Source organism: Thermoplasmata archaeon, from assembly GCA_035632695.1.
Classification (GTDB): Archaea; Thermoplasmatota; Thermoplasmata; order RBG-16-68-12; family RBG-16-68-12; genus RBG-16-68-12.
This window is the reverse complement of sequence record DASQGG010000163.1, coordinates 1-24,161: the sequence shown is the minus strand read 5'-3', so window position 1 is coordinate 24,161 and position 24,161 is coordinate 1. Positions and strand designations below refer to the sequence as shown.

The 24,161-nt window shown below is 67.4% G+C and carries 28 protein-coding genes; 16 read left to right on the top strand and 12 right to left on the bottom strand.

The features are described 5' to 3' along the window. The first annotated feature begins 224 nt into the window (after positions 1-224). The gene (locus tag VEY12_10275) at positions 225-980 is read left to right on the top strand and encodes a tRNA (adenine-N1)-methyltransferase (GenBank protein ID HYM40504.1); all 756 of its coding nucleotides are present in this window, start codon (positions 225-227) and stop codon (positions 978-980) included. Positions 981-1,010: 30 nt separating this feature from the next. Next, positions 1,011-1,688 (top strand): NAAT family transporter, encoded by a 678-nt coding sequence (locus VEY12_10270; protein ID HYM40503.1) that lies wholly within the window; start codon positions 1,011-1,013, stop codon positions 1,686-1,688. A gap of 15 nt (positions 1,689-1,703) precedes the next feature. On the opposite strand, the gene VEY12_10265 is transcribed toward VEY12_10270, so the two are convergent. Further along, the gene (locus tag VEY12_10265; protein ID HYM40502.1) at positions 1,704-1,946 is read right to left on the bottom strand and encodes a PRC-barrel domain-containing protein; all 243 of its coding nucleotides are present in this window, start codon (positions 1,944-1,946) and stop codon (positions 1,704-1,706) included. Positions 1,947-2,033: 87 nt separating this feature from the next. Further along, positions 2,034-2,549 carry a PH domain-containing protein gene (locus VEY12_10260; GenBank protein HYM40501.1) on the bottom strand — a complete coding sequence of 172 codons (516 nt, stop codon included), beginning with the start codon at positions 2,547-2,549 and terminating at the stop codon, positions 2,034-2,036. A gap of 143 nt (positions 2,550-2,692) precedes the next feature. On the opposite strand from VEY12_10260, the gene purS reads away from it, so the two are divergent. After that, positions 2,693-3,007, top strand: a complete 315-nt coding sequence (purS, locus tag VEY12_10255; GenBank protein HYM40500.1) for a phosphoribosylformylglycinamidine synthase subunit PurS — start codon at positions 2,693-2,695, stop codon at positions 3,005-3,007. Here the strand turns inward: purS and VEY12_10250 are convergent. After that, positions 2,998-4,017: an ATP-binding protein gene (locus VEY12_10250; protein ID HYM40499.1), complete on the bottom strand. Its 1,020-nt coding sequence runs from the start codon at positions 4,015-4,017 to the stop codon at positions 2,998-3,000. The two genes, purS and VEY12_10250, sit on opposite strands and share 10 nt — an antisense overlap. Before the next feature lie 96 nt (positions 4,018-4,113). Further along, positions 4,114-4,410, bottom strand: coding sequence for an NIPSNAP family protein (locus VEY12_10245; protein ID HYM40498.1), 297 nt, complete (start codon positions 4,408-4,410; stop codon positions 4,114-4,116). Between the two features lie 177 nt (positions 4,411-4,587). Between VEY12_10245 and purL the strand changes: the two genes are divergently transcribed. The 3 genes from purL to VEY12_10230 are packed head-to-tail and all read left to right on the top strand — an operon-like array spanning position 4,588 to position 8,675. Further along, a complete protein-coding gene (gene purL, locus VEY12_10240) occupies positions 4,588-6,927 on the top strand; it encodes a phosphoribosylformylglycinamidine synthase subunit PurL (GenBank protein HYM40497.1) in 2,340 nt (779 codons plus the stop codon). Further along, complete coding sequence (gene purQ / locus VEY12_10235; protein ID HYM40496.1) at positions 6,924-7,760, top strand: phosphoribosylformylglycinamidine synthase subunit PurQ; 837 nt, start codon at positions 6,924-6,926, stop codon at positions 7,758-7,760. The genes purL and purQ overlap by 4 nt, the downstream gene beginning before the upstream one ends. A gap of 60 nt (positions 7,761-7,820) precedes the next feature. After that, a complete protein-coding gene (locus VEY12_10230; protein ID HYM40495.1) occupies positions 7,821-8,675 on the top strand; it encodes a carotenoid biosynthesis protein in 855 nt (284 codons plus the stop codon). A 96-nt stretch (positions 8,676-8,771) separates the two neighbouring features. Here VEY12_10230 and VEY12_10225 read toward each other — a convergent pair whose 3' ends face one another. Next, complete coding sequence (locus VEY12_10225; protein HYM40494.1) at positions 8,772-9,428, bottom strand: DUF120 domain-containing protein; 657 nt, start codon at positions 9,426-9,428, stop codon at positions 8,772-8,774. 51 nt (positions 9,429-9,479) lie between these two features. Then, positions 9,480-9,845, bottom strand: coding sequence for a twitching motility protein PilT (locus tag VEY12_10220; GenBank protein ID HYM40493.1), 366 nt, complete (start codon positions 9,843-9,845; stop codon positions 9,480-9,482). A gap of 131 nt (positions 9,846-9,976) precedes the next feature. Here VEY12_10220 and VEY12_10215 point away from each other — a divergent pair, with 131 nt between their 5' ends. From VEY12_10215 to VEY12_10205, 3 genes are all read left to right on the top strand, one after another. Further along, complete coding sequence (locus VEY12_10215; GenBank protein HYM40492.1) at positions 9,977-11,335, top strand: hypothetical protein; 1,359 nt, start codon at positions 9,977-9,979, stop codon at positions 11,333-11,335. A gap of 160 nt (positions 11,336-11,495) precedes the next feature. After that, positions 11,496-11,852, top strand: coding sequence for a PadR family transcriptional regulator (locus VEY12_10210; GenBank protein ID HYM40491.1), 357 nt, complete (start codon positions 11,496-11,498; stop codon positions 11,850-11,852). Continuing rightward, positions 11,849-12,418 carry a hypothetical protein gene (locus VEY12_10205; GenBank protein ID HYM40490.1) on the top strand — a complete coding sequence of 190 codons (570 nt, stop codon included), beginning with the start codon at positions 11,849-11,851 and terminating at the stop codon, positions 12,416-12,418. The genes VEY12_10210 and VEY12_10205 overlap by 4 nt, the downstream gene beginning before the upstream one ends. On the opposite strand, the gene VEY12_10200 is transcribed toward VEY12_10205, so the two are convergent. The 4 genes from VEY12_10200 to ftcD all read right to left on the bottom strand — a co-directional run bounded on the left by VEY12_10200 (position 12,415) and on the right by ftcD (position 16,103). After that, a complete protein-coding gene (locus VEY12_10200; GenBank protein HYM40489.1) occupies positions 12,415-12,819 on the bottom strand; it encodes an NUDIX hydrolase in 405 nt (134 codons plus the stop codon). The two genes, VEY12_10205 and VEY12_10200, sit on opposite strands and share 4 nt — an antisense overlap. A 4-nt stretch (positions 12,820-12,823) precedes the next feature. Continuing rightward, positions 12,824-14,473 carry a urocanate hydratase gene (gene hutU, locus VEY12_10195; protein ID HYM40488.1) on the bottom strand — a complete coding sequence of 550 codons (1,650 nt, stop codon included), beginning with the start codon at positions 14,471-14,473 and terminating at the stop codon, positions 12,824-12,826. A 113-nt stretch (positions 14,474-14,586) separates the two neighbouring features. Next, positions 14,587-15,213, bottom strand: coding sequence for a cyclodeaminase/cyclohydrolase family protein (locus VEY12_10190; GenBank protein HYM40487.1), 627 nt, complete (start codon positions 15,211-15,213; stop codon positions 14,587-14,589). Next, positions 15,204-16,103 (bottom strand): glutamate formimidoyltransferase, encoded by a 900-nt coding sequence (gene ftcD, locus VEY12_10185; protein HYM40486.1) that lies wholly within the window; start codon positions 16,101-16,103, stop codon positions 15,204-15,206. The genes VEY12_10190 and ftcD overlap by 10 nt, the downstream gene beginning before the upstream one ends. Before the next feature lie 144 nt (positions 16,104-16,247). On the opposite strand from ftcD, the gene VEY12_10180 reads away from it, so the two are divergent. Together VEY12_10180 and proS are read left to right on the top strand one after the other, a co-directional pair. Then, positions 16,248-17,774, top strand: coding sequence for a hypothetical protein (locus VEY12_10180; GenBank protein HYM40485.1), 1,527 nt, complete (start codon positions 16,248-16,250; stop codon positions 17,772-17,774). Between the two features lie 65 nt (positions 17,775-17,839). After that, positions 17,840-19,234, top strand: a complete 1,395-nt coding sequence (proS, locus tag VEY12_10175; GenBank protein HYM40484.1) for a proline--tRNA ligase — start codon at positions 17,840-17,842, stop codon at positions 19,232-19,234. Positions 19,235-19,248: 14 nt separating this feature from the next. Here proS and VEY12_10170 read toward each other — a convergent pair whose 3' ends face one another. Together VEY12_10170 and VEY12_10165 are read right to left on the bottom strand one after the other, a co-directional pair. Beyond that, positions 19,249-19,449 (bottom strand): hypothetical protein, encoded by a 201-nt coding sequence (locus tag VEY12_10170; GenBank protein ID HYM40483.1) that lies wholly within the window; start codon positions 19,447-19,449, stop codon positions 19,249-19,251. Between the two features lie 62 nt (positions 19,450-19,511). Then, a complete protein-coding gene (locus VEY12_10165) occupies positions 19,512-20,387 on the bottom strand; it encodes a hypothetical protein (protein HYM40482.1) in 876 nt (291 codons plus the stop codon). A gap of 92 nt (positions 20,388-20,479) precedes the next feature. Here VEY12_10165 and VEY12_10160 point away from each other — a divergent pair, with 92 nt between their 5' ends. The 5 genes from VEY12_10160 to VEY12_10140 all read left to right on the top strand — a co-directional run bounded on the left by VEY12_10160 (position 20,480) and on the right by VEY12_10140 (position 24,054). Next, positions 20,480-21,526 (top strand): class I SAM-dependent methyltransferase family protein, encoded by a 1,047-nt coding sequence (locus VEY12_10160; GenBank protein HYM40481.1) that lies wholly within the window; start codon positions 20,480-20,482, stop codon positions 21,524-21,526. 88 nt (positions 21,527-21,614) lie between these two features. Continuing rightward, on the top strand, positions 21,615-22,034 hold the full coding sequence (locus tag VEY12_10155) for a rubrerythrin family protein (protein ID HYM40480.1): 420 nt from the start codon (positions 21,615-21,617) through the stop codon (positions 22,032-22,034). 68 nt (positions 22,035-22,102) lie between these two features. Next, the gene (locus VEY12_10150) at positions 22,103-22,552 is read left to right on the top strand and encodes a zinc-ribbon domain-containing protein (protein ID HYM40479.1); all 450 of its coding nucleotides are present in this window, start codon (positions 22,103-22,105) and stop codon (positions 22,550-22,552) included. Between the two features lie 35 nt (positions 22,553-22,587). After that, a complete protein-coding gene (locus VEY12_10145) occupies positions 22,588-23,637 on the top strand; it encodes a tyrosine--tRNA ligase (GenBank protein HYM40478.1) in 1,050 nt (349 codons plus the stop codon). Between the two features lie 3 nt (positions 23,638-23,640). Continuing rightward, a complete protein-coding gene (locus tag VEY12_10140) occupies positions 23,641-24,054 on the top strand; it encodes a hypothetical protein (protein ID HYM40477.1) in 414 nt (137 codons plus the stop codon). The last annotated feature ends 107 nt before the right edge of the window (positions 24,055-24,161 follow it).

Sequence of the window (24,161 nt, the reverse complement as noted above, 5' to 3'; positions counted from 1 at the left end):
CCAATCCGAAGATTGCGTACAGGATGCCCAAGGCGACGGCGAGCACGGCCAGCGCGACGATCCATCGAGGAACACGCAACCCAACCGGGGCGCGTGTGGACTCCTCCTTCCCGCGCATCGCTTCCCGGTCGAATCCCACGTTGGGTATATTAGGCTTCAGGGAGAAGCCGCCCGAATCGAACGGGTCCGAAACACTTTATCGCGCGGGTCCGTTCCGGCGGATGATGGATTCATACCTGATCCTGATCGATTCCCGCGGCCGCAAGCACCCCGTGAGCCTGGACGGACGGATGGCGACCGTGCCGGGGTTCGGGACGTTCGACGTCGCGCGGCTGCGCGACTCTGTGGGGCATGCCCTGCGCGTCGGCGGGCGGACCGTGATCGTGCTCGAGCCGTCCCTGCGGGATCTGCGGGAGACCCTGGCTCGAGGCGCACAGTCCCTCACGCCCAAGGATATCGCGTCCATCCGATTCGAGCTCGATCTCTCCGCGGGATCGCGGGTCGTCGAGGCGGGGACGGGAAGCGGCGCGCTCACGATGGCCCTGGCCCGGGCGGTACGTCCGTCCGGGAAGGTCTACTCGTACGACCTGCGTGAGGATCAGCAAGAGATTGCCCGGGAGAACGTCCATCGCGCCGGCTTAGGCGCGTGGGTGGACTTCAAGGTGGGCGACGTTCGCGCGCCCATCGACGAGACCGAGGTGGACGCGCTCGTCTTGGACATTCCGGATCCGTGGTCCGCGATTCCCGGCGCATGGGCCACGCTGCGCGCCTGCGGGCACCTCGCGTCCTTCTCGCCGAACATGGAGCAGGTCAAGGAGACCGTTGCGGAACTCCGCAGGCACGCGTTCCTCGACGTCCGCACGGTCGAGCTGATCGAACGGGAGATGGAGGTGCGGGACGTGGGCGTGCGGCCCTCCTTCGCCGCTCTGGGGCACACGGGCTATCTGACGTTCGCCCGCAAGGTCCTCGACACGTTCTAATACCCCGTCCGTACGTCGGAACGAGGGCCTATGGCCGCCGATCTTGCGTTCGCGGTTGCGACCTTCTCGGCAATCTTCGCCATCGTGAACCCCATGGGCGCCACGACGTTCTTCGTGGTCCTCGCCCAGGACTACCCACTGGACCTCAAGAAGCGCGTGATCCAGAAGGCCATCGTGGCTGCGACCGTGACCCTCGTCGCGTTCGCGTTCCTGGGGAACTACATCTTCTACTTCTTCGGGACCTCCCTTCCCGCGTTCGAAGTTGCCGGCGGCATCCTCCTGTTCCGCGTCGGCCTGTCCATGATGCAGGGGGAACGGCCGAGGACCCAGCTCACGCAACAGGATCGTGAGGAGGCCCTCCAACGGGAGATGGTCGGCGTGGTGCCCTTGGGGATCCCGATGCTCGCCGGCCCGGGTGCCATCACGACGGTGATCGTCCTCATGGGCAGCGCAGCGAATCCCCTCAATCTCGGGGAGGTCGCCATGATCATTGGGTCCATCCTGGTCACGCTCGCGATCGGGTGGGTCCTCCTGGACCGCGCGGACCGCATCTTCCATCGCCTCGGCCGCATGGGCGTCTACGCGTTCTCCCGGATCATGGGGATCCTGATCGCCGCGGTCGCGGTCCAGTTCGTGCTGTCCGGAGTCGTCAGCTTCCTCCACTTCGCGTTCCCGACGGTCTTCCCCGTGCCCGTCCCGGTCCTGTGACGCGGGGCCCGTGGCCTACTCCGCAAGCTGCGTCACGATGACGTCCTTGACGGCCTTCATCGTCTTGAAGGACAGGATGAGGCGGCCCTCCGCATCCGTCTTGAACAGCCGCGGCTCGACACCCTCCGCCGGGGTCACGAGCATGGAGACGATTTTCCCGCTCTTCGTGTCCATGATGAAGTCCGTGAGGATTCCGAGGATTTGCCCATCCTCAGTCATGACGGTCTTCCCCCGGAGCTCCGTCGCGAAAAGCTTCATGCGCCCCTCTCCCGGCACGCGTATCCTTGGGTCCTTATTTCTCCCTTTCTGACGGCCCACCGCCCGTGCATCGGGGAAGGGGCGGGGTCAGCGCTGCTGGATGTAGGCGCGGCGTCCGATGCGCGCGCTCAGGAGCTGCTGGATCTTCTCGGGGTGGGCGACGTGGTCGATGGACATCTTGTCGTCACCCGTGTCCACGAGCACGGTCCCGATGTGCAGGAGCCGCTGACCGAAGCTCTGGTTCAGATCCACCCGGTTCAGCATCGTGTACGGCATCATCTGCGTGTTGCGGTTCAGAATCCCGTCCCGCCGGATGATTTTGTTGTCCGTGATGATGTAGAACGTCGTGGCGCGCTTGAGCTCGGCACGGACGAGCGAGTAGAGGGCAAGGAGCAGGAGGAGCCCCGTGATGATCTCGCGCAGATCTACCGGGCCTAGCGCGGTGGCAGGGATCAGGTCGAAGTACCAGGGGTGGAGGTACACGAGGGGGGCGAGGACGATGGCGAGGAGGAAGAGGACGTAGTAGTGGAAGGCGATGTACCGCGTGGGCTTCGCCGTGAGGAGCGTCTGCTCTCCATCGTGGTCTTGCTGGACGGGAATCATGCCAGGTCTCCGAAGGCGATGCCCTCCTGCTCCGATAAAAGCGTTTCGTCGCGATTCCCCGTCGCGGCAACCACGCGGCCCTAGGAACCCGACCGCGGGAAAGGCCTAAGAGGGGACGACCCTTCCCCCGTCGGGGGTCGACGATGCGCGTGCGGATCGAGGTGCACCTAAAGAAGGGCGTCACGGACCCGGAGGGGGACAACGTTCTCAAGGCGCTCAATCTCCTCGGGTTCAAGGGGATTCGCGGCGTGCACAGCGCGAAGCTGTTTCTGATCGACCTGGACGCGAACGACACGCCCCATGCTCGCGCCTCGGCGGAGGAGATGTGCAAGCGGTTGCTCGCAAACCCCGTCGTGCACGGCTACACGATCACGGTCGAGGGAGGGGAGCCGGCCGCGAGCGGGGCAGCGACCCCGACGCCGTTGCGCAGGAACCGAGGCGCGCGGCCTCACGCGTAACCACGAATCCGTTCCTGTCGGAACGAGGGCTGCAAGTGATCCTGGGTCAACAGGGTGGCCTTCTTGGACTCCCGCTCCGCACTACGCACGAGGTCCCCCTGCGTGATGCGGTGCCGCCGGCCACGCTTGAGCGCGCTTCGCATCGCGCCGCGGACCACGTTCAGGATCGAGCCGCCGCTCAGCGGGTAGCGCTGCGCGAGGACTCCGAAGTCCACGTCCTTCGCGAGGGGCGCGTGGTTGGGCACGCACCTGCGGTAGAGCTCGCGTCGAAGGGTCGCGTCGGGGATGGGGAACTCGACCGCGATGTCGATCCGACGATCGAGAGCCTTGTCGAGCGCCCGAGGGAGGTTCGTCGCGAGGATGACGACGCCCGAGAAGTTCTCGATATGGCTCAGGAGCACGTTCACGTCCCGGTTCATCCAAGGGGCGGTCATGAAGCCCCGGCGGAAGAAGACCGCATCCGCCTCGTCGAAGAAGAGGACCGCGCCATCCTCCACGGCCTTCGAAAACACGCGTTCGATGTTCTTCTCCGTCTCGCCCACCCACATGTTCTCCATCTGGGCGTAGTTCACCTCGTGGAGCGGCCGGCCCAGCTCGTGGGCCAGAGCCTCCGCGGCCATGGTCTTCCCCGTGCCCGGCGGGCCCGCGAACAGGAGGGACAGTCCCTTCGTCTTCTTCACGACCCGGCGCAGACCCCAGCGGTTGTACATCAGGCTCTTGTGCCGCAACTCGGTCAGCGCGTCCTCGAGGCCCTCCCGGGTCGTGGGCGCGAGAACTAGGTCCGACCAGGCGAACCGAGGCTTGACCACGTGCGCGAGGTGGACGGGTTCGTGGATGTGGGGTTCCGGGAGCTCGGGTTCGTCTTCCTCGACGGGAAAGACCTCGATCCCCGCCTTCAGGAGCCTGAGGATGCGCCGCACGTCCTCCGCGGATACGTGGCGACAGGACCCGTCGACCTTGCCGCACTTCGGGCACTTCACGATCCACTGGTCGCGGTCTTCCTTACCCATCCGGTTCCCCTCGGAGGACCGGCGAGCCGGCCTCCGTTCGCGCACAGGCGCGCCGCGCTATTTAAACCATGACCGGAGGCCCGGCGAACCGGCCGTCTATGGGAGGACGGACCGCATCAGCCGCGTGTCGATCTGGGTGAGGTGACGCGCGGGGTCGGGCGTCAACGCCTTCCGCTCGGGGGAGGCGTAGTACGCCGCGTCGCGGGCCTCGAATCCTTCGGGCCCGTCGTAGGCGAGGATCCAGACAAACTCATTCCGTTCGGGCAGCGCCCACGCTCCTTCGACCTTGAACCCGAACTTCCGGCGCAGAGGGACCACGCCTGCCCTCCACTCGCGGACGAACGCCTCCAGCGCTCCGGCCTTCACCTTGTACATCCGGAGCTGGGAAACCATGCGCTTTCCCCCGTCCGAGATTGCGGCCGCGGCATCACCGCGGAAAGAATGGTGATTCGGGATGCGTACGCACTCCGTCGCTAAATTCGTTTGCCCGCGCGAGACGCGAATCCGACATGTCCCCTCGACCCGAAGACTAATGTACCGTGCTCCCTTGCCATTTCCCGGGGCGACACCGTGGCGGGGCGATTCCGTGGGCGGGACCTTCCGTTCCCGCTGCACGACGTGCTTCTTCGTGACGCATCGGGCGGGGAGCTCGCGAGGATCAGCGACAGCTTGGGGCTGGCCCTGAGCGTCTCCGAAATGCGGATGGTCCAGGAGTACTTCCGCAAGGAGGGCCGGGAGCCCACGGACGTGGAGCTCCAGGCTCTTGGGCAGGCGTGGTCCGAGCACTGCTGCTACAAGTCTTCCAAGGTCTTCCTCCGGGAATTCATCTTCCCCGTGCAGGCGCCCTACGTCCTGGACCGCGGCGACGCGGGCGTCGTCGAGTTCGACGCCGACCACGCGTACGCCCTCCGTATCGAGAGCCACAACCACCCGTCCGCGATCGAGCCGTACGGCGGGGCGAACACGGGCATCGGCGGCATCCTTCGGGACGTGCTCGCCATGGGGGCCCAGCCCATCGCGCTCGCCGATCCGCTGCACTTCGGGCCGCTCGACTACCCCATGGACAAGCTGCCGCCCGGGATCAAGCACCCGAAGTACCTGTTCGGCGGCGTCGTCGCGGGGATCCGGGACTACGGGAACCGCGTGGGCATTCCCACGGTCGCGGGATGCATTGCGTTCGACGAAGGCTACGTCGGGAACATCGTCGTGAACGTGGCGTGCGTGGGCTTCGGGAAGAAGTCCCAGATCGTGAAGAACCGGGTGAAGGCCCTCGAGGACGTGTTCGTCCTCTGCGGCGGGAAGACGGGGCGGGACGGCATCCACGGCGTGACCTTCGCGAGCATCGACCTCACGGAGAAGGCGGTCCACGAATGGGAGGGCGGCGCGGTCCAGCTCGGGGACCCCATCCTCAAGGAGCCCCTGATCCACGCGTGCGTGGAGGCAGCCCAGCGCGGTCTCCTGGACGGATTGAAGGATCTCGGCGGCGGCGGGCTGTCGTGCGTGGTTGGCGAGCTCGCCCTGGCGGGCGGCTTCGGCGCCGAGGTGGACCTGGAGAAGGTGCCGCTCAAGGAGGAGGCCCTCGCCCCCTGGGAGATCTGGGTCTCCGAGAGCCAGGAACGGATGATGCTCGCGGTCGCGCCCCGGAACGTGGACGCGGTCCTGCAAATCTTCGACCTGTACGACGTCCCCGCCACGGTCATCGGCCATGTGATCTCGCAGAAGCACACGATCGTGCGCTACCGCGGCCAGGTCGTCCTCGATCTCGACATCGAGTTTTACACGGGTGGGCCGGAATACCGGCGCCCGTTTGCGCCCCCCAGGGACCTGCCGCGGCAGAATGGCTCCCTGCCCCCTGAACCGCGCGACTACCGCGCGATGATCCTGAGACTCCTCGCCGACCCGAACGTCGCGTCGAAGGAGTACGTGATCCGCCAGTACGACCACGAGGTCCGCGCGTCGACCGTGCTGAAGCCCATGCAAGGGGTCATCGGACGGGCGAGCCACGGCGACGCGGCAGTGATTCGCCCGCTTCCCGACTCATGGCGCGCCCTGGCCATCGCGGTCTCCTCGACCCCGAACTACACGATCATCGATCCGTACCGCGGCGGTGCAACCGCGGTCGATGAGGTCTGCCGAAACCTCGTGGCGGTCGGTGCGCGCCCGCACTCGTTCACAAACTGCCTCAACTTCGGGAACCCGGAGAAGCCCGATCGCCTGTGGTTCTTCCGGGAGGCGGTCCGCGGGCTTGGCGAGACGGCGAAGGCCCTCGGGGTGCCGATCCCCTCGGGAAACGTCTCCCTGTACAACGAGTCCGCGCTGGGACCGTCTCCGCCCACGCCCGTGATCTTGGGCGTGGGGATGATACCCGACCTGCGCAAGTGCGTGACGTCGGACCTCAAGCGGTCGGGGGATGCCCTGTTCCTGGTCGGGCGTACGGAGAACGAGTTCGGCGGGTCCGAGTATTTCCGCCTCCGGCGACGGGCGGGCGGAATCGTGCCCGCCACGGATCCGCTGGGTCTGAAGGCCTCCATCGACCATCTCCTGGAGGCGATCGACGCGAGGACCGTGGCCGCGTGCCACGACCTGACCCACGGCGGGCTTGCGGTGGCCGCGGCGGAGATGTGCTTGGGCGGAGACCTGGGTTCCGACCTCGACACGGCGGCGATGGGTCCCGCGCGCTGGGACGTTCAGCTCTTCTCCGAGTCGAACGGTCGCTGGCTCGTCGAGGTGGCCCGCCGCCAGGAGGAGCAGTTCGAACATCTCCTGGAGGGGATTCCGCTCACCTACGTCGGCCGAACGGGCGGCGCCTCGCTGCGGGCTCGGAACGCGACGCGGCGCGTCTCGCTCCCGGTGACCACGATGCGCGAGGCTTGGTCCGAAGCCATCCCGAAGCAGGTGGTGGTCTCGTGAAGCGCGCCGCGATCCGCGTGGCCGTCGTGTTCATCGAGGGCACGAACTGCGAACAGGAGTCCGCGGAGTACTTCCGGATCCTGGGGGCTCAGGCGGAGAAGGTCCATCTCAAGCAGCTTACGGGCGATGTGCCCGCGGAGCTCCGACGCGACCTGGAGGACTACGACATCCTCATGATTCCGGGAGGGTTCGCTTCCGGAGACTACGTGCGCGCGGGCACGATCTTCGCGGCCCGCATGCGCTCCCGGCTCTCCAAAGAACTCGTGGAATTCGTGACGGCGGGCAAGCCCGTCTTCGGGGTCTGCAACGGATTCCAGGTCCTCGTGGAGGCGGGCATGCTCCCGGCGCTCGGCGGCGTCATGACTCCCGAGCCGGAGGCCGTCCTCGCGACGAACGACTCAAGCCACTACGAATGCCGTCCCAGCCTCCTGAAGCTCGAGAACGGAGGGTCGTGCGTCTTCACGCGCGGCCTGCGACACGGGCAGGTGGTCACCTTCATCAGCTCCCATGCGGAGGGCAAGTTCCTGCTGCCGCGGGAGCACGAGAAGAGACTCCTCCGCGAACTGATCGACAACGATCAGGTCGTGTTCCGGTTCGTGGACGACCGGGGACGGTACGCGGGCTATCCCTGGAACCCGAGCGGCACCACGTACAACATCGCGGCCCTCTGCAACCGCGATGGGAACGTCTTCGGTGTGCAGCCGCACCCGGAGCGCTGCTTCTTCCGGCACCTGCACCCAGACTGGACCCGGGACGGGCGTGGCGACCCCGTGTACGGGGACGGCAAGACGATCTTCGAGAGTGCGCTCCAGTACGTGGAGAAACGCTTCTGAGCACAGGCCCGGGCGACAAGGGCACAGGTATATTCGCGGGCACGTGCTTCACCCCCTGCGATGGAGGGCGGCGGCCCGCGGTCCGCCGTGGACCGGGGGTATCTCGCCGGGCTCGTTGCGGTTCTCAGTCTCGAAGCAGCGGGCGTGCTGGTCCAGATCGTCACGGGCAGACCCGTGCCGGAAATCACGCTTCCCGCGACCGTGTTCGCGGTCGCGTGCATGGTGCGCGACCGCGGCCCCCGCGGCGCGATGTCGTTCGGTGTGCTCGTGTTCGCAATCCCGTTCGGGTCCGAACTCCTCGGAGTCCTCACCGGGATTCCGTACGGACCGTACGCCTACGACGCCATGCCAGGCCCTTCTCTGTTCGGTATCGTGCCCGTATTCATCTACGTGGCGTGGCTCAACATCGCGTACCTCGCCGTGGCGACCACCACCCTGGCCGCGGGCCTTTCGCGGTTCGCCCTCGCCCTCGTGGATGGAGCGGTCGCGGTGGCCTGGGACGCCATGGTCGATCCTCTCGCCGTCCGCGCCGGCTACTGGACCTGGTCGCGCCCGGGCGGCCTGTACGGCGTCCCACTCACAAACTTCCTGGGCTGGTTTGCCGTGGTGACCGTGCTCTCCCTCGCTGTCCGGACGGCGTGGTCCCGAGACGCCCGGGCTCCCGCGCGCACCTCGCGGGTCCTCGCATTCATCGTCCCCGCCCTCCTGCTCGGCTCTGCGCTCTCCTTCGCCGCGTTGTCGTTCGACGCCGGCTTCCTGTGGTCAGGGCTGATCGGACTCGCCGTCCTCGTTCCCACCGTCGGCCTGGCCTGGAATCGGGTCGCGCGGATGCCTTCCGGACTCCGTGCACCGAGTCCCTGGGTCCGGACCGCGCCGCCCTCGCGGGTCGCTTCGCGAAGCGAGGAGCGGTCGTGACTCACTCGACCGCGGGCATGCCTTGCGGCAGGAGAGAATCAATCACGGGAGGTTGCGGCGTGCGAATGCGGCGCCGACTCGGACATGGCCCCGGCATCACAATTGGACGATGAGCTCGACGCTGTCGCCGTCCTTCAGGCCGAGGGAACCGCGGAGGTAGTGCTTCGAGATGACCTCGATCACCTCGGAGTAGTGGGAGCGGATGGGCAGGATGATCGCGCAGTCCAGGTGACCCAGGGTCGCCAGGAAGCACTTCGCGCCGCCGAACGTGCGCCCGGCAGACTCGAAGCCGCTGATCTCGATTCCCGAGCTGGCCCGGAGGACCTCGACCTTCGCGAGGTCCGTGCTCGGGACCTTCAGGTTCAGCGTGCCCTCGAACGGCTCGAACCAGAGCTTCTTGCGGAACTGCTCCTTGTAACCTTTTTGCCGCATGTAGAACGCGCCCTCCCCGAGGCCGCTCGAGACGACCCCGGAGATGGTCACGGTCTCCTTGATCTCGAAGATCCGCTGGTAGTCCGCGTACTCCTTGCGGAGCAGGTCCATCCCCTTCCCGGTGAGCCGGATGCGTTGGCGTCGGGTCGCCAGGTCCCGGGTCACGAGTCCTTCGCGGATCAGCTCCAGGATCCGCTGCGACGCGGACTGCTGGCTCACGCCGATTAGCTTCCCCAGCTCCCCGGAGGACAGGTTCACGTACTCCTTCGTGCCGCCGAGGAGCGCGATTCCCTTCAGGGTTTCCACGTGGTAGGGCTTCAACGGGCCGGACAGCGCCGCGGCCCGTTTATGCCTTTTCCCTGGAGGCGGAAGTCACAGCCCCTCGCCCACGAGATGGCTTCGCGACCGGAGGAACACGCGCGGCACGCCCTGCGCGCGGAGGCGGTCGAGGAGCGGCTGGTCGTTCGTGACGACGATCCCGTTCAGGGAGAGCGCGAGGTCGAGCAACGCGTCGTCCGCGGCACCGTGACCCTCGATGGATCGGTACCTCGTGGCGAGACGCTCGGCGGCCCGCGCGTCTCGGTCCCGGATGGCGAGCATTCGCAACTCCTCGAGGACGGGCGTGGGGACCGCGATGTCCACGTCGCCCAGCAGGCGGCGTAGCTCCGCCTCGAGGTTCAGCCGAAACTGGAACGGCATCAGGAGGGCATTCGCGTCGAGGAGGACGGTCCGGGGCACCGAAATCGTACATCCGTGCCTGGATATCAGGCCTTCGAAATGCGAATCTTGCCGAGGGGTTTAAGTATGGCACAGTACATAGTGACGCTATGTAGATAGCGGGGCAAGACCCCGCACACGGAGGAACCCCCATGCGAGGAATCGCAGCCACCCTAATTGCCCTGGCGGTGCTCGCCGTCCCGCTCGCGCTCGCGAGCACGGCCGCCGCCAGCTCGAACATGTCCGCCTCCGCGGCCCAGAACCTCACGCCGGTCTTCGTCGGCCCGACGCCGACGAACCGCTTCGGCGGCGGGGACTGGGTCGGCGTCACGGCGGGCAACACGCACTTCGGCGTCGTGTACGGAACGTCGACGAACCCGAACACCGTCGTGATCTTCGCGGAGTATCCGCGGATCCTCGGTGGCGCGGACGTCGTGAACCAACAGGGCCAGCAGGTCGCGGTCCGCGGGATCCCCGTGGACACGGTCCTCGCACAGAGCTTCGACCGGTTCATCGAGTTCCGCACGCTGAACGTCAGCGAGGGATTCGGCCTCTTCTCGGACAGCGGCCTGCCGCTGACCATCACCGTGAACCAGCCCGTCAAGGCCCTGAACCTCCGCACGGGCGCGTGGACGATGACGAGCGAGAGCTACGAGACGGTCGGGAGCACATTCTACGTGAACTTCACGATCGCGGCCACGGACCTCGCGTACACCTGGATCAACCCGCATATCCCGAACGCGAACGGAACGGGGGACCACATGCTGAACCGGGTCGCGTTCACCTTCCACCTGACCGTGGACACGGCGAACAAGACGGCGGACATCCCCTGGTACCGGGTCACCGTGACGGACACGACTCCCCGGGAGATCACGAACGTCACGTTCGTGGGCTACCACACCGTGTCCGGCCCGACCGTCCAGATGGGCGCGAAGTACGACCACAACATCACGGGCTGGGACTTCGCGAACTTGACGGACAAGCTCGCCCTGGAGACCCATCTCATCCTCGGCAACTTCTACCCGGATCGCACGGTGGACTTCGTCCACCTGGCGTACGCCCAGGAGCGGGCCGAGGACGGAACGAACTCTACGATCCTGGATAACGAGACCGCGGGCGACGCGCCCTCGGCACCCCACCTGTACACGTTCAGCAAGATCACGTTCGATGACCGCTGGACGCGGATCGGCGAGTTCCGCTGGACGTCCAACGTGACCGTGGACGGCAAGGCGGAGACCATGCTGTTCCAGGTCCAGGGCGGGAGCCGGATCGCGTACACGAACGGGGAGAGCGCGTTCTACGGCTTCACGGTCCACGGGGCGTTCATCTACCCTGCGGGCTACTCGATCGTGCACGATCCCGCGATGAGCGTGGAGTCGTTCACGCCGAACGTGACGTCGGGATTCAACCTCACCCCACTCGGCATCTTGCTGATACAGGTCGCGGTCGTAGGGGTCGCCATCATCCCCGCCCTGTATCTCCGGAGCAGGGCGCGGCGCCCGAAGAACTGAGCGCCGCCCCTTCCCCTCTTTTTTCCTTTCCCGCTCCCATGCTGCGAAACACGCCCGAGGCGACGGCGCTTGAGATGATTCCCCGTGGCCGCACCTTCCACGCCCCCGAATCATCGCCCCGAAAGCCGAAATACCGAGCCCCGGATACGAGGCCGGGCCCATGCCGGAAATCTCCCCCGAGTGGACCGCCGAGCTGAAGCGCGGGTCGATCCAGCTCTGCCTCCTCGCCCTCCTGGCGAAGGAGGAGAAGTACGGGTTCCAGATCCTCCACGAACTCCGCGACACCTCGAACGGGTTCTTCGACCTCAAGGAAGGGACCCTGTATCCGGCCCTCCGGCGGCTCGAGGAGCGGGGATTCGTGGAGAGCCACTGGAAGGAGCCGGGCCCGGGCGAGGGAGGGATGCCGCGGAAGTACTACCGCCTCACGTCGCGGGGGCGCACGGCGCTTTCCGAGGCCCTGGCGATCTGGCGGCAGATGACCGCGGGCGCGGAACGCATCCTGGAGGGGATAACGTGACGGAGGCGGACGACTTCCTCGCCGAAGTCCGGGCGGCCATGTTCGGCATGGAGGCGCGGATCCGCGACGACATCCTGAGGGAGCTGGCAAGCCACATCGCGGAGGCCACCGCGAGCCGCGGCGACGTCGGATCCGCCCTCGCCGAGTTCGGCCCGGCCCGACAGGTCGGGCGCGAGTATCGGCGCGTGTATGGGTTCGGGAAGGGCTTCGTCCTCCTCTTCGCCGCGGTCGCATTCCTCCTCGCGATTCCCAGCGCCCCCGTCCTGCAGGTCACCGAGGAGTTCCCCATCCCCAACGTCCTCGCCTTCCCCCTGATCTTCGTCCTCGTCGCGTGGGTCCTCTGGGTCAGCGTCGCGGCGGGCTCGCGCGCCGGCCTCCTCGCGGGCCTTGCGGGCTTCGGGGGTCGGATCGTGGTCGAGGTGTGGCTCGCCCTCACGCCCCCATTCCCGGTTCCGACGGCGAGCGGGCTCGCCTTGTTCCTCGCCTCGGGCCTACTTCTCTTGCTGGTAGGCTGGCTCCCGGGGACCGCCAAGAAGGCGTGGTCGGGACCGAGCGGGAATCTTTAGCCGCTCCGCCACGAAGCCACAATCCGCGCGTGGTCGAAGGCCATCGGCGGCAACCGCTCGGGGTCCAGGAGGGCCACGCCCTTCGCATCGCTGCCCGCGCGCAGCTCGCCGCCCGTCCGCTCGAGCGCGTACGCCGCGGTGACCGTGTGGCCCCGCGGGTCCCGGGCAGGATCCGAGAACACGCCGACGAGGTGGGACACGCGGGTCTCGAGACCCGTCTCCTCCCGGACCTCCCGGACCACGGCCTGCTCCGTGGTCTCGCCGAGCTCCAGGAAGCCGCCCGGAAGCGCGGGCATCCCCTGGAAGGGAGGGTTGCGGCGGAGGACCGCGGCCAGCTTCGCCTCCACGAGGAGGAGACCGTCCACGGTGACCCACGGGTGGACCTGAAGAGGACGGGGCACGGAATCACTCGAGGGAAGGCATCCGGATGCCGTGGTCCTTGGCGAACCGGACGGCGTCCTCGTAGCCGGCGTCCGCGTGGCGCACGACGCCCATGCCGGGGTCCGTGGTCAGCACGCGTTCAATCCGCCTCTCCGCCTCGGCCGTTCCGTCGCAGACCACGAGAGCACCGGCGTGGGTCGAGTAGCCGATCCCCACGCCGCCGCCGTTGTGTACGGCAATGAGGTCCGCGCCCGCGGCCGTGTTCACCAGCGCGTTCAGCAGGGGCCAGTCCGCGATCGCGTCCGAGCCGTCGCGCATGCCTTCCGTCTCGCGGTAGGGTGACGCCACGGATCCGGCGTCCAGGTGGTCCCGGGTGATCACGATGGGGCCGGAGAGCTCGTGGGCGCCGACCATCCGGTTGATCACGGTGCCGAATCGAGCGCGCTCCCCGTAGCCGAGCCAGCACACGCGGGCCGGGAGGCCCTCCCACGGCAGGAACCTTTCCGCGAGATCGATCCACCGCCTCAACGTCGCGTCCTTGGGGAACTCCCGAAGGACCACGCGGTCCGTCTTCAGGATGTCCTCGGGGTCGCCGCTCACGGCCACCCAGCGGAAGGGGCCGCGGCCCTCGCAGAACATGGGCCGGATGTACAGCGGGACGAAGCCTTTGAACTCGAACGCATTCTCGACGCCCGCCTCCTTGGCTTGGCCGCGGATGTTGTTTCCGTAGTCGAAGACCACGCTCCCGGTGTGGAGCAGGTCGAGCATGGCGCGGCAATGGATGGCGATGGACTCCCGCGACCGGCGGAGGTACGCATCCGGGTCCGTCTTGCGGAGGTCCGCAGCCTCCTTCACGGAGAGGCCGCTCGGAATGTAGCCGCCGAGCGGATCGTGGGCGGAGGTCTGGTCCGTGACCACGTCGGGGCGGACACCGCGTCGCACGAGCTCGGGATGGACATCCGCGCAGTTCGCGACCAAGCCGATGGACAGGGGCGTCTTCTCCGCGACCGCGTTCTTCGCGACCTCGAGGGCCTCGTCGAGGTCCCGCAGGAGGAGGTCGCAGTACTTGCTCTCGATCCGGCGTCGGATGCGTGCCTCGTCCACCTCGACGTCCAAGCACACGCCCTCGTTCATCTTGACCGCGAGGGGCTGCGCGCCCCCCATGCCGCCCATCCCGCCCGTGAGCACGAGGCGTCCCCGCAGCGAGCCCTTGAAGTTCTGGCGCGCGCACGCCGCGAAGGTTTCGTAGGTCCCTTGGACGATGCCTTGCGAGCCGATGTAGGACCACCCGCCCGCGGTCATCTGCCCGTACATCGTGAGCCCGAGCGCTTCGAGCTCGTGGAACGTCTCCCAGTTCGACCACTTCGGCACAAGGTGCGCGTTCGCGGTCAGGACCCGCGGGGAGTCCCGCGTCGTCCGGAAGATGGCCACGGGCTTCCCGCTCTGGACGAGGAGGGTCTCGTCATCCCCGAGGCCTTTCAACGCATCCACGATACGGCGGAAGGCCTCCCAGTTCCTCGCGGCCTTCCCGGTGCCCCCGTAGATGATCAGGTCGTCCGGCTTCTCGGCGTTCTCGAGGTTGTTCTCGAGCATCCGGAGGATGGCTTCCTGCCGCCAGCCCTTGCACCGGAGCTTCGGCCCCCGTGCCGCCTTGACTCGCTCCACGGAGGGCACGGTACGACCTCAGGTTCCTAAATGCTTTCGGCGGTAGCTCCGCCCGTCAAACTCCGCGGCACCGGGCGGTGGCCGCCCACATGGTCCGCGTCCACATGCATGCAGAGGTCCGCTTAGAGGCGGGCCATCGCCTTCGACAGCGCTTCGTGACTCGCGGCTTCCCCAGCGGCGAGGAGGGCTTCCGCTCGCTCCTGCGCCTGCGACCGGAACGCCTCGTCCTTGATCGAGGCGAGGTTCACGCGCACATTCAGGCCCGCCCCTCGCAGCGCGGCCTCGGCCAGGAGGACCGCGACTGCCGCATCCGTCGTCGCCCCTCGATGGCCCGTGTCAAGGGCCTGAGCCGCGAGCCCGAGAACGTCGGAGCACGCCGCCATGGTCTCCAGGGGCACGCGGGTAGCCTCCTGGTAGGCCGCCTGCATCGCCTTGACGCGAGCCGCCCGTTCCGCATCGTTTCCGCGGGGCAGCTTCATCGCCGCGACCACGGCGCCGTACGCGTGCGAGTCGTCCTCCACGAGCTCGAGCAGGCGCTCCTGCAGCCGAGCCGCCTCGGTGCCGATTCGCACGAGGTCGCCCTGCACGGGCTCGTAGCCCTTCTTGTCCCGCGCCAAGCCGACGACCATCCTCGTGAGCGCCGCACCCAGGGCGCCCGCCAGGGCGGAGACGCTGCCGCCTCCGGTGGTCGGCGTGGGCGCCGCAACGGCGTCCAGGAACTCGCCCAGCCGCTCCTCCTTCACTCCCATAGGCGGGTCTCCAGAATCTGGCTCCGATGGAAGTTCGCGAGCTTGAAGTGTGCGGTGGCTCCTTCGAGCAACGGCTCGAGAGGGACCAGACCGACGACCTCGCTCTCCGCGATCGCGACGCCCTCCGCGGCCGCGAGGCGTGCGATCTCCTCGAACGCTCGGAGGGGCGACGTCTTGTGGACGTCGATCAGGTTCATCGAGACCTGGACGAGGCCGCGGTCCGCGAGCTCGAAGCCCTTGGCCCGCACCGCTGGGAGGCCGCCGTCGCTCTCCCGAATCGCCTTCGCGATTCGCTTCGCGACCCGCACGTCCTTGGTCGCTAGGTTGACATTCCAGGCAACCAGGAGGGGACGTGCGCCCACCACCGTCGCGCCCGCGGTGGGATGCATCTTGGGCGGCCCGAAATCCGGGCGACGGTCCGGGTTCGTCTCGATCTCCGCCTTGAGCCCCTCGTACTCGCCGCGGCGCACGGAGGGCAGGTCCTTGCGGTCCGGCCGGGTTGCGGCGGCTTCGTACAGGTAGACGGGCACCCCGAGCTCGGCCGCAATGCGGCGGCCCACGGTGCGGGCGAGTTGCACGCAGTCCTCCATGGTCACACCGGCCACGGGCACGAACGGCAACACGTCGAGCGCGCCAATCCGGGGATGCTCGCCGTGGTGGAGGTTCATGTCAATGAGCTCCACTGCCTTCCGGGCCCCGGCGAACGCTCCCCGCGCCGCGCCGTCGCGGTTGCCGATGAAGGTGATCACGCAGCGATTGTGGTTCGCATCCATCTCCTGGTCCAAGATCCGCACGCCGGATTCCGCGGCGATCGCGGCCGCAATCGCGTCGACGACCTCCTTCCGCCGGCCCTCGGAGAAGTTCGGCACGCATTCCACGATCTCGGCCATCGGGTCTCCCAGGGAAGGCGCCGATGGCGGGGAACCCTTAAAGCTTTTCTCGGAGGCAGGGAACCCGGTGAGACTCGAGGGAATCGCAGGGCCTGCGTCCTTCCGACGGTGGGTATAAGTAACGGCGAGAAGCTCGCTCGCGCGGTGACCACCGCGGACCGCCGACGTCACGTCGAGCGAGGGACGCTCGAGCTGGTTCCGCTCCTCGTCTTTGTGATCCTGATGGCGGCTCCCTTCGCCATGGTCCTCGTGGCTCGGGGTGCGGTCCCGCTCCCGATGACCGCGGAGGGAAACGCGTACGACCGGTCGGGCTCGCCGCTCCCCGTGGGCACTCCGGTCCGCACGTTCATCGACGGCGTGGAGTACTCGAACCTCTCCGCGGTCCAGAACGCCGCGGGCGCGTACTCGGTGCTTACCGGGGGAAACTGGGTCATCAATGCGACGACCCCCGAGCCCTCGCCCACGAAGCACGGCGCGAACGCGGGCGAGACGGTCCTGTACGCGGCCTCCGACTTCGCCACGTCCTCGGACGTGTTCCAGGAGACGCTCTCGTGGCGTTCCAACAACCTCACGAGGATCAATCTGCACCTGGGGTCCGCGCCGACCACCCCCCAGCCGTTTAAGATGCAAGGCATCGTGAGCCAGCCCGCGAAAGGGGGTCCGCCCTTCGTCCTCGTGTGCAACCCCACGGGGTCCCCGGCGTCCCTCGCCGACTACTACCTGCAACGAGATGCCCCCGGCACCTACTTCGGCGGCAACTTCAGCCTGGCCGGAGCGCTGCCTGCGGACAGCATCATCCGGGTGAACCTCACGGACGCCTTCGGTCTCGTGCCGACGGGGGATGCCCTCAAGCTGCTCTATCGCAACCCCGGAGGTGCGGGCGCATCGGCCGGGGGCCAGGACATCGTCGTGAACCGCGTCGAGTTCAACGCGACATCGGGCGGGACGTTGGACTGGCAGCCCGGGGCCACGATCCTCGGCAGCGCGCCCGCCCCTGGGCCAGGCCAGATTCTGGAGCGGTCGCCCTCCTGTGCGGACACCCGCTCCCCTTCGGACTTCCACCTTGCCACGGAGCCGGGCATCCCGTCCGTTTCGTCGGTCGCCGTGACGATCACCGCCCCGACCACGGGCCAGAACCTGCCCGGCGGCCAGGTGTACACCCTGCAGTGGACGGTGACGGACGACGTCTTCGCCACGAAGTACGTCAAGGTCTGGGTCAACCTCACCGTGAACGGCAACACGACGCACCTGCTCGGCGGCGCCGCCGGCGCGAGCTCCGTGACATGGAATGTGCCCGACGTGAGCGCCTCGGGAGCGACCCTCGTGGTCGCGGTCGCCGACCCCTTCGGCGCGCAGGCCAACACGACCGCCACGTTCGATGTGATGCCCGCGACGCCCTACTCGGCGTACATCGCGATCCTGATCGTCGTGGTCATCGCCGTGTTCCTCCTCTGGGCCTACCGCCACGCGCGGCGGGAAGCGGAGCGAGAGCAACGGCCCGCTGCTCCCCAACCCCCGCCCGCGGCGCCGGTCTCGACGCCGTCCCAACCGGCAGTCCCTGCAGGTCCACCTCCGAGTGGGAAGAAGGAGTGTCCCCAGTGCCACACCCTGGTCGGGGAAGCCGATGAGACGTGCTTCTACTGCGGTCACGCACTCGCCCGGCCTCCCTGAAGCCCGCTCGCGCCCGCCCGCCACCGCAAGGATATTGTACGGGCCTTTCCTTGGCCGTCCGTCCCATGCGGAAAGAAGAGGAATTCTCCGAGTGGTACAACGAGATCATCGAGAAAGCGGAGCTCAGTGACAAGCGCTACCCGGTCAAGGGCATGAACGTGTGGCGGCCGTACGGCTGGGCAGTCATGAAGCTCATCGACCACGCCATCCGCGAGGAGTTCGACGCAACGGGACACGGCGAGGTAAACTTTCCCGTCCTGATCCCCGAGACGGAGTTCCAGAAGGAGGCGGAGCACGTCAAGGGGTTCGAAGGCGAAGTCTTCTGGGTCACGCACGGCGGCCTCAACGAGCTCGACGTGCGCCTTGTCCTCCGCCCCACGTCGGAGACCGCAATGTACCCCATGTTCAAGATCTGGATCCGCAGCCACGCGGATCTCCCGCTCAAGGTGTACCAAATCGTCCCCGTGTTCCGATACGAGACCAAGATGACGCGATCGTTCATGCGCGTGCGCGAGATCCACTTCTTCGAGTCCCACACGGCCCACGCGACGTTCGAGGATGCGGAGCAGCAGATCCGCGAGGACCTCCAGATTAACGAACGCCTCATGCGCCTTGTGGCCTTGCCCTACCTGGTCTCCCAGCGGCCCGACTGGGACAAGTTCCCGGGCGCCCACTACAGCCTCGGGGCCGACACGTTAATGCCGTCCGGGAGAGCGCTCCAGGTGGCCACGTTCCACCAGTATCGGGACAACTTCGCGAAGGTTTACGACGTCACGTTCGAGACCGAGACGGGCGAGCACAAGTTCGTCCATCAGACCACGGACGGGATGAGCGAGCGAATCTTGGGAGCCATCCTGTCCATCCACGGCGACGAGAAGGGCATCGTGTTCCCGCCCGCGGTGGCGCCTGTGCAGGCCGTCATCGTACCCATCCTCGAGAAGGGCCGCCAAGAGGAGATTCTCCAGGAAGCCCAGCGGCTCCATCTCGATCTCCGGGAGCGCATGCGCGTGAAGCTCGACGATCGGGACGTGCGCCCCGGGGACAAGTTCTACTATTGGGAGGCGCGAGGCGTCCCCGTCCGGGTCGAAATCGGCCCGCGCGACATGGCGAAGCATGCGGTCACCGTCGTGCGCCGGGACAACGGTCAGAAGCGCGAGCTACCCCGGGACGGCCTCCCGGATCGCCTGCGGTCCGTCCTGGAGCTCATGCAGGTGGACATGTGGAACCGCGCGGAGAAGGTCCTCCAAGACAACACGTTCACAATCACGAAGCTCGAGGAGGCGAAGGACGGCTTCAACCGGATGGGCTGGTGCCGGGACGAGGCGTGCGGCAAGGCCATCTCCGAGCGCACCGGGATGAACGTCCTCGGAACGCCGTTCTACCCGGAGGAGTTCGAGGGCACGTGCGTCGTCTGCGGCAAGCCGACCAAGCAGGTCGTGTACGCGGCGAAGGTGTACTGACGGGGGCGCCCAGGCTAGCTCTTGTACAGGAGCATGCCGACGATCCCGAACCCCAGGAGGATCACGGTAACCGCGTACGCCCCGATCCAGTCCGCGGCCAGGAGGTTCCACGCTCCGTACGTGAAGCCCCAGATGAGGTAGAAGATGATCCCCGCCATGAAGAGGGCGAGGTAGAAGAAGAACGCGACCCGGCGGGGGAATTGGACCTCGACCACGAGAGCGTGCCAAAGGGAGGGCGGGTAAAAACCTTTGCGGTGACGCGGCACCGCGACTGGGCTCAGTGGTTCGCCTTCGGCGGCTCCGCCCCGGCTTCCCGGGCGGCGGGCCGTCGGTGGCGCCTCGGCCGCAGGCGGGCGAGCCGCCCGCGCTGGCGGGCCCACCACGTCTCCACACGCGGGTAGGTGCCCGGGTTCTCCTCGACCCAATACAGGAACGCAAGGATCACGAAGAAGATCGCCAGCCCGATCAACGCGTAGAAGGGCCAGCGCGGGATCGGCTGCTTCACGCCGAACGAAGAGTCGGGCAGGATGCCCTGGACACCGAGCTTCGTGAGGTTCAGGTTCCCGCGGCACGACGGCGGGTTGCAAGGGACCGTGTACGTGGTGTTGGTCGCCGCCGCCCAGGCCGCGGCGCTGAAGTAGCCGCGGGAGGCCATCGTGAAGTGGGTCAGGGAGCCGCTCACGTTCCCGTCGAAGTCGAGCCACATCCGGAGCACGTAGCTCGCCTGGTTGAACACGGAGCCCGAGGGCATGAGGTTCGAGTCCGCGGAGGTCACGACCGTGAACGAGAGGTTCGTCACGCTGCCGGGCGCGACGGAGGTGGCGTTCCACCACCACTCCCGCCCGTGCGTGCTCTCAACGTACGGGTAGGGATAGGTCCAGCTCGCGTCCACGGGGACGGTCGAGTCGATGGTTTGGTACTCGTACATGCTGACGTTCAGGTGGACGTCGTACAGCGTCATGCCGGCGGGGTAGGTCGAATTGAACTGGAAGGCGAAATCGCCGCTTTGGCCAGGCTCGAGTTGCGGTGTCGAGAGGATGTTGATGAGCTTGTTCACGTATCCGACGGCGCCGAAGTCCGGCGCGGCACGGGCGGGCGAGGCGACGAGCACCGCGACGAGGAACAGGGCGACGAGCAGGGCGGGCGCCCGCATGATGCGGCGCGAAGCGGAAGCGTCCTCATATAGGTATCGCGGCGAGCGCCCAAGGGAAAGGGAGATGAGCCGTGCTCCCTTTCGTTTGTGGGATGCGAGTCGTCGTGGTGCCTGCGGCCGAGGCGGAGGACGTCCGTCGGGAGCTGCATGCACGGGGCCTCGTGAATCGCGCCGCGCGCATCACAAAGCGTGGGGCTGACGTCCTCATCCCCGTGGTCGAGCTGCCTCCCTTGGACCTCGCGCGACGCGGACCCCGTGTGGAGGACGTCGGAGAGCTGAGCCCTCGGCCCCGCCCACCCAACCCTCGCCTCGAGTTGGAACAGCGCCTCCAGCGGTACGGCGTGCCCCCCGGAGTCGCGCCGACGAAGTGGGCACGTTTCGAGGATGTCATCGTCGTGAGGCTATCCGAGGAGGCCCGCCGGTACGGTGCGGCAATCGGGACGGCCTTTGCGGAAACCCTGGATGCCCGTTGCGTCGTCGAAGACGTCTCCGGCATCCATGGGGTCCTGCGCACGCCCGAAGTCCGGATCCTCTGGGGGCGAGGCATGGAGGTCGTCCACGTCGAGGACGGGGTACGCTTCATGTTCGACGTGGCGACGATCATGTTCTCGTCCGGCAACCTGCCCGAGCGGACGTCGATCGCCGCGAAGGTCCGGGACGGAGACGTGGTCGTGGACCTGTTCGCGGGGATTGGTTACTTCACGCTCCCGATCGCCGTCCATGCGAACGCCTCTCGGATCTACGCCTGTGAGTTGAATCCGGTCGCATACCACTACCTCGTGGAGAGCCTCCGGCTCAACCGAGCCTCAAACGTGATGCCTCTGTTCGGCGACTGCCGCGAGACCGCGCCACGCGGAGTTGCCGACGTCGTGCTCCTGGGGCACTTCTCCGCCGCCGACTACCTGGACGTCGCGTTCCGCGCACTCCGCGGCGCTGGGCTCGTCGTGTACCACGAACTCTGTCCCAGGGAACACTTCCCCCAGTCTCCCATTGCGCACCTGACGGAGGGTGCCCGCGCGCACTGGTACGATGTGGAATCCGTGCAGTCGCGAATCGTCAAGTCCTACGCGCCGGGCATTGTGCACGCCGTCCTCGAGGCGCGCGTGCAACGGCGACCCAAGGCGCCCGCCTCACCGTGATGCGCGCCGTCCGCGATCGCGACTACGTACTCTACATGCGGCATCTCTTTAGGGACGCTCCGAGAGGGTGCGGCTGGAGATCGATCCCATGGCCACGCTGCAAGGCACGAAGACCCTCGAGAACCTGAAGACCGCGTTCGCAGGTGAGGCCCAGGCGAACCGCCGGTACCTCTACTTCTCCCGGAAGGCGGACGAGGAGGGGTACCCCGAGGTCGCGGCCCTGTTCAAGGGGATCGCCGAGGGCGAGACCGCGCACGCCTTCCACCACTTCGACTCCATGAAGGAGATCGGCGACCCCGTGACGGGCGCGAAGGTGACCAACGTGAAGGACATGCTGAACTCGTCCGTCCAGGGCGAGACCTACGAGTACACGACCATGTACCCCACGTTCGCGAAGGTTGCCCGGGAGGAAGGCTTCGAGGAGCTCGCGAAGTACTTCGACATCCTGACCAAGGCGGAACACGCCCACGCCAACAAGTTCGGCGAGGCCCTCCAGGCGCTCAAGTGAGACCGGGATGTCCTCCTTCGACCGGCGCGCAACAAAGGGGTTATAGGACCGGTGCATAGCCTCCACGCGTGAGTCCCATGTTCTGTCCTCAATGCGGTGCCACGCTCCCCGAGGGGGCCACGTACTGCACACAGTGCGCCGCCGTGGTCAACCCCGTGGACCATGTGGTGAAGACCCTCGGCCGCGTGACCAAAGACCTCGCCAGCACGACGAGCCAAGCCCTCGACCGCGCCGCGAAGGCGATCCAGCCCACCGTGGACAAGACCGTGAAGACGATCCGTCCCGCGGTGGAGGAGACCGCCCGCGCCCTGAAACCCGTGGCCGACGATCTGGGCCGCGCGGGGAGGGACTTCGCCCGGTCCGTGAAGCCCGCGGCGGACAAGGCGGTCCAAGTGACCAAGGAAGCCGCCGACAGGGCCGCGAGCGCGGTCACGCCCGCCGTCGAGAAGTTGGCGGGAGCCACAGAGCGGGCCGCCAAGAACCTCAAGGAGAAGGCCGCGCGTCGGCGTTCCCGCTGAAAGCTTTATCCTGCGCGCCCCGGTTCCGTGCCGCCATGGCGGTCGAGGATCGGCTCGAGCTCGTCCTACGCGGGACCGAGGAAGTCGTGACCCGCGAGGAGCTGCGCTCCCTCCTGGACCGCGGCGGGGCCCCCCGCGCCTACGTCGGGCTCGAGCCGTCCGGCCTCATGCACGTCGGCACGGGATTCATCGTGGGCCAGAAGATCGCGGATCTAGTCCGGGCCGGCTTCCACGCAATCATCTTCCTCGCGGACTGGCACGCGTACATCAACGACAAGCTCGGTGGCAGCCTCGAGGCCATCCGCGTCTGCGCGGAGTACTTCCGAGACGGGTTCCGGGCCCTCGGTGTCCCGGACGCGGTCGAGTTCCTCTACGCGAACGAATTCGTGACCCACCCCGAGTACTGGCAGAAGGTCATCTCTGTCTCCAAGGCCTCGACCGTCGCGCGCATCCGGCGCGCGCTCACGGTCATGGGCCGCAGGGAGGAGGAGGCCGACCTCGACGCGTCCAAGCTCATCTACCCCGCCATGCAGGTCGCGGACATCGCTTGGATGGACCTCGACCTGGCGTACGGCGGGATGGATCAGCGGCACGCCCACATGCTCTACCGGGACGTCGCGCCGAGGCTGGGCTGGAAGCAGGTCGTCGCGCTGCACACGCCCCTCCTCCCGGGCCTCGAGGGCGGCGGACGGATGGACCCGGTCGCGGGGAAGATGTCCAAGTCGAAGCCCGACGCGTCCATCCTGATCAACGACCCGCCGTCCGAGGTGGAGCGGAAGATCGGGAAGGCGTTCTGTCCGCCCAAGGAGGCCGAGGACAATCCCGTCCTGGGGATTGCGAAGCTCATCCTGTTTCCCCGCCGCGGCTCCTTGACCACTGCGCGCGAGGCCAAGTTCGGAGGCGACGTCACGTTCCGGTCGTACGCGGAGCTTGCGGGCGCGTATGCAAAGGGCGACCTGCACCCCAAAGACTTGAAGGGCGGTGTGGCCGCAGCCCTGAACGCGGAGCTCGCACCCATCCACCGATACTTCGACGCCCACCCGAAGAACCTCGAGGCGATGAAGGCCCTCGTCGCGAAGCGGTGAGCAATGAAGGTGAACACGCAGGCCGCGTTCATCGCGGCCGCCGCGGCAGTCCTTCTCCTGGTCGTCGGGTACTCCGGGGTCGCGGGGGTGGACCATTTCTTCGAGTTGCTGGTGAGCTGGGTCGGTCCGCAGCCCGCCCTCCTCCTTCTGTCCCGGGTTTTCGGCGGAATCGCCGCACTCGGCGGTGTCGCGGTCCTGATCGGTGCGTACTTCCTCGCGACCGACCGCGTTCGGACCGCTCGGACTCTGATCGTCCTGGGGTCGGGAGCCGGATTGATCACCCTGCTCCTGTTCCTGGCGCGGAACCTGATCCGGGAGGATTTCTCGTACCTGTCCGCGGTCCTCCCCGCGATCGTAGGCGTCGCGCTCGGCATCCTGGCTCAGTGGTGGGCGGAGCCCGCACCCCTCCTGCCGTAGCCCGTCACCGGGGGGCGCGATCCGGGGACGGTAGATTCGGTCGCGGCACGGCCCTGCGGCGGAAGGCGATCAGGTAGGCCGCGGTCACCAGGGACACGACGGCGGCG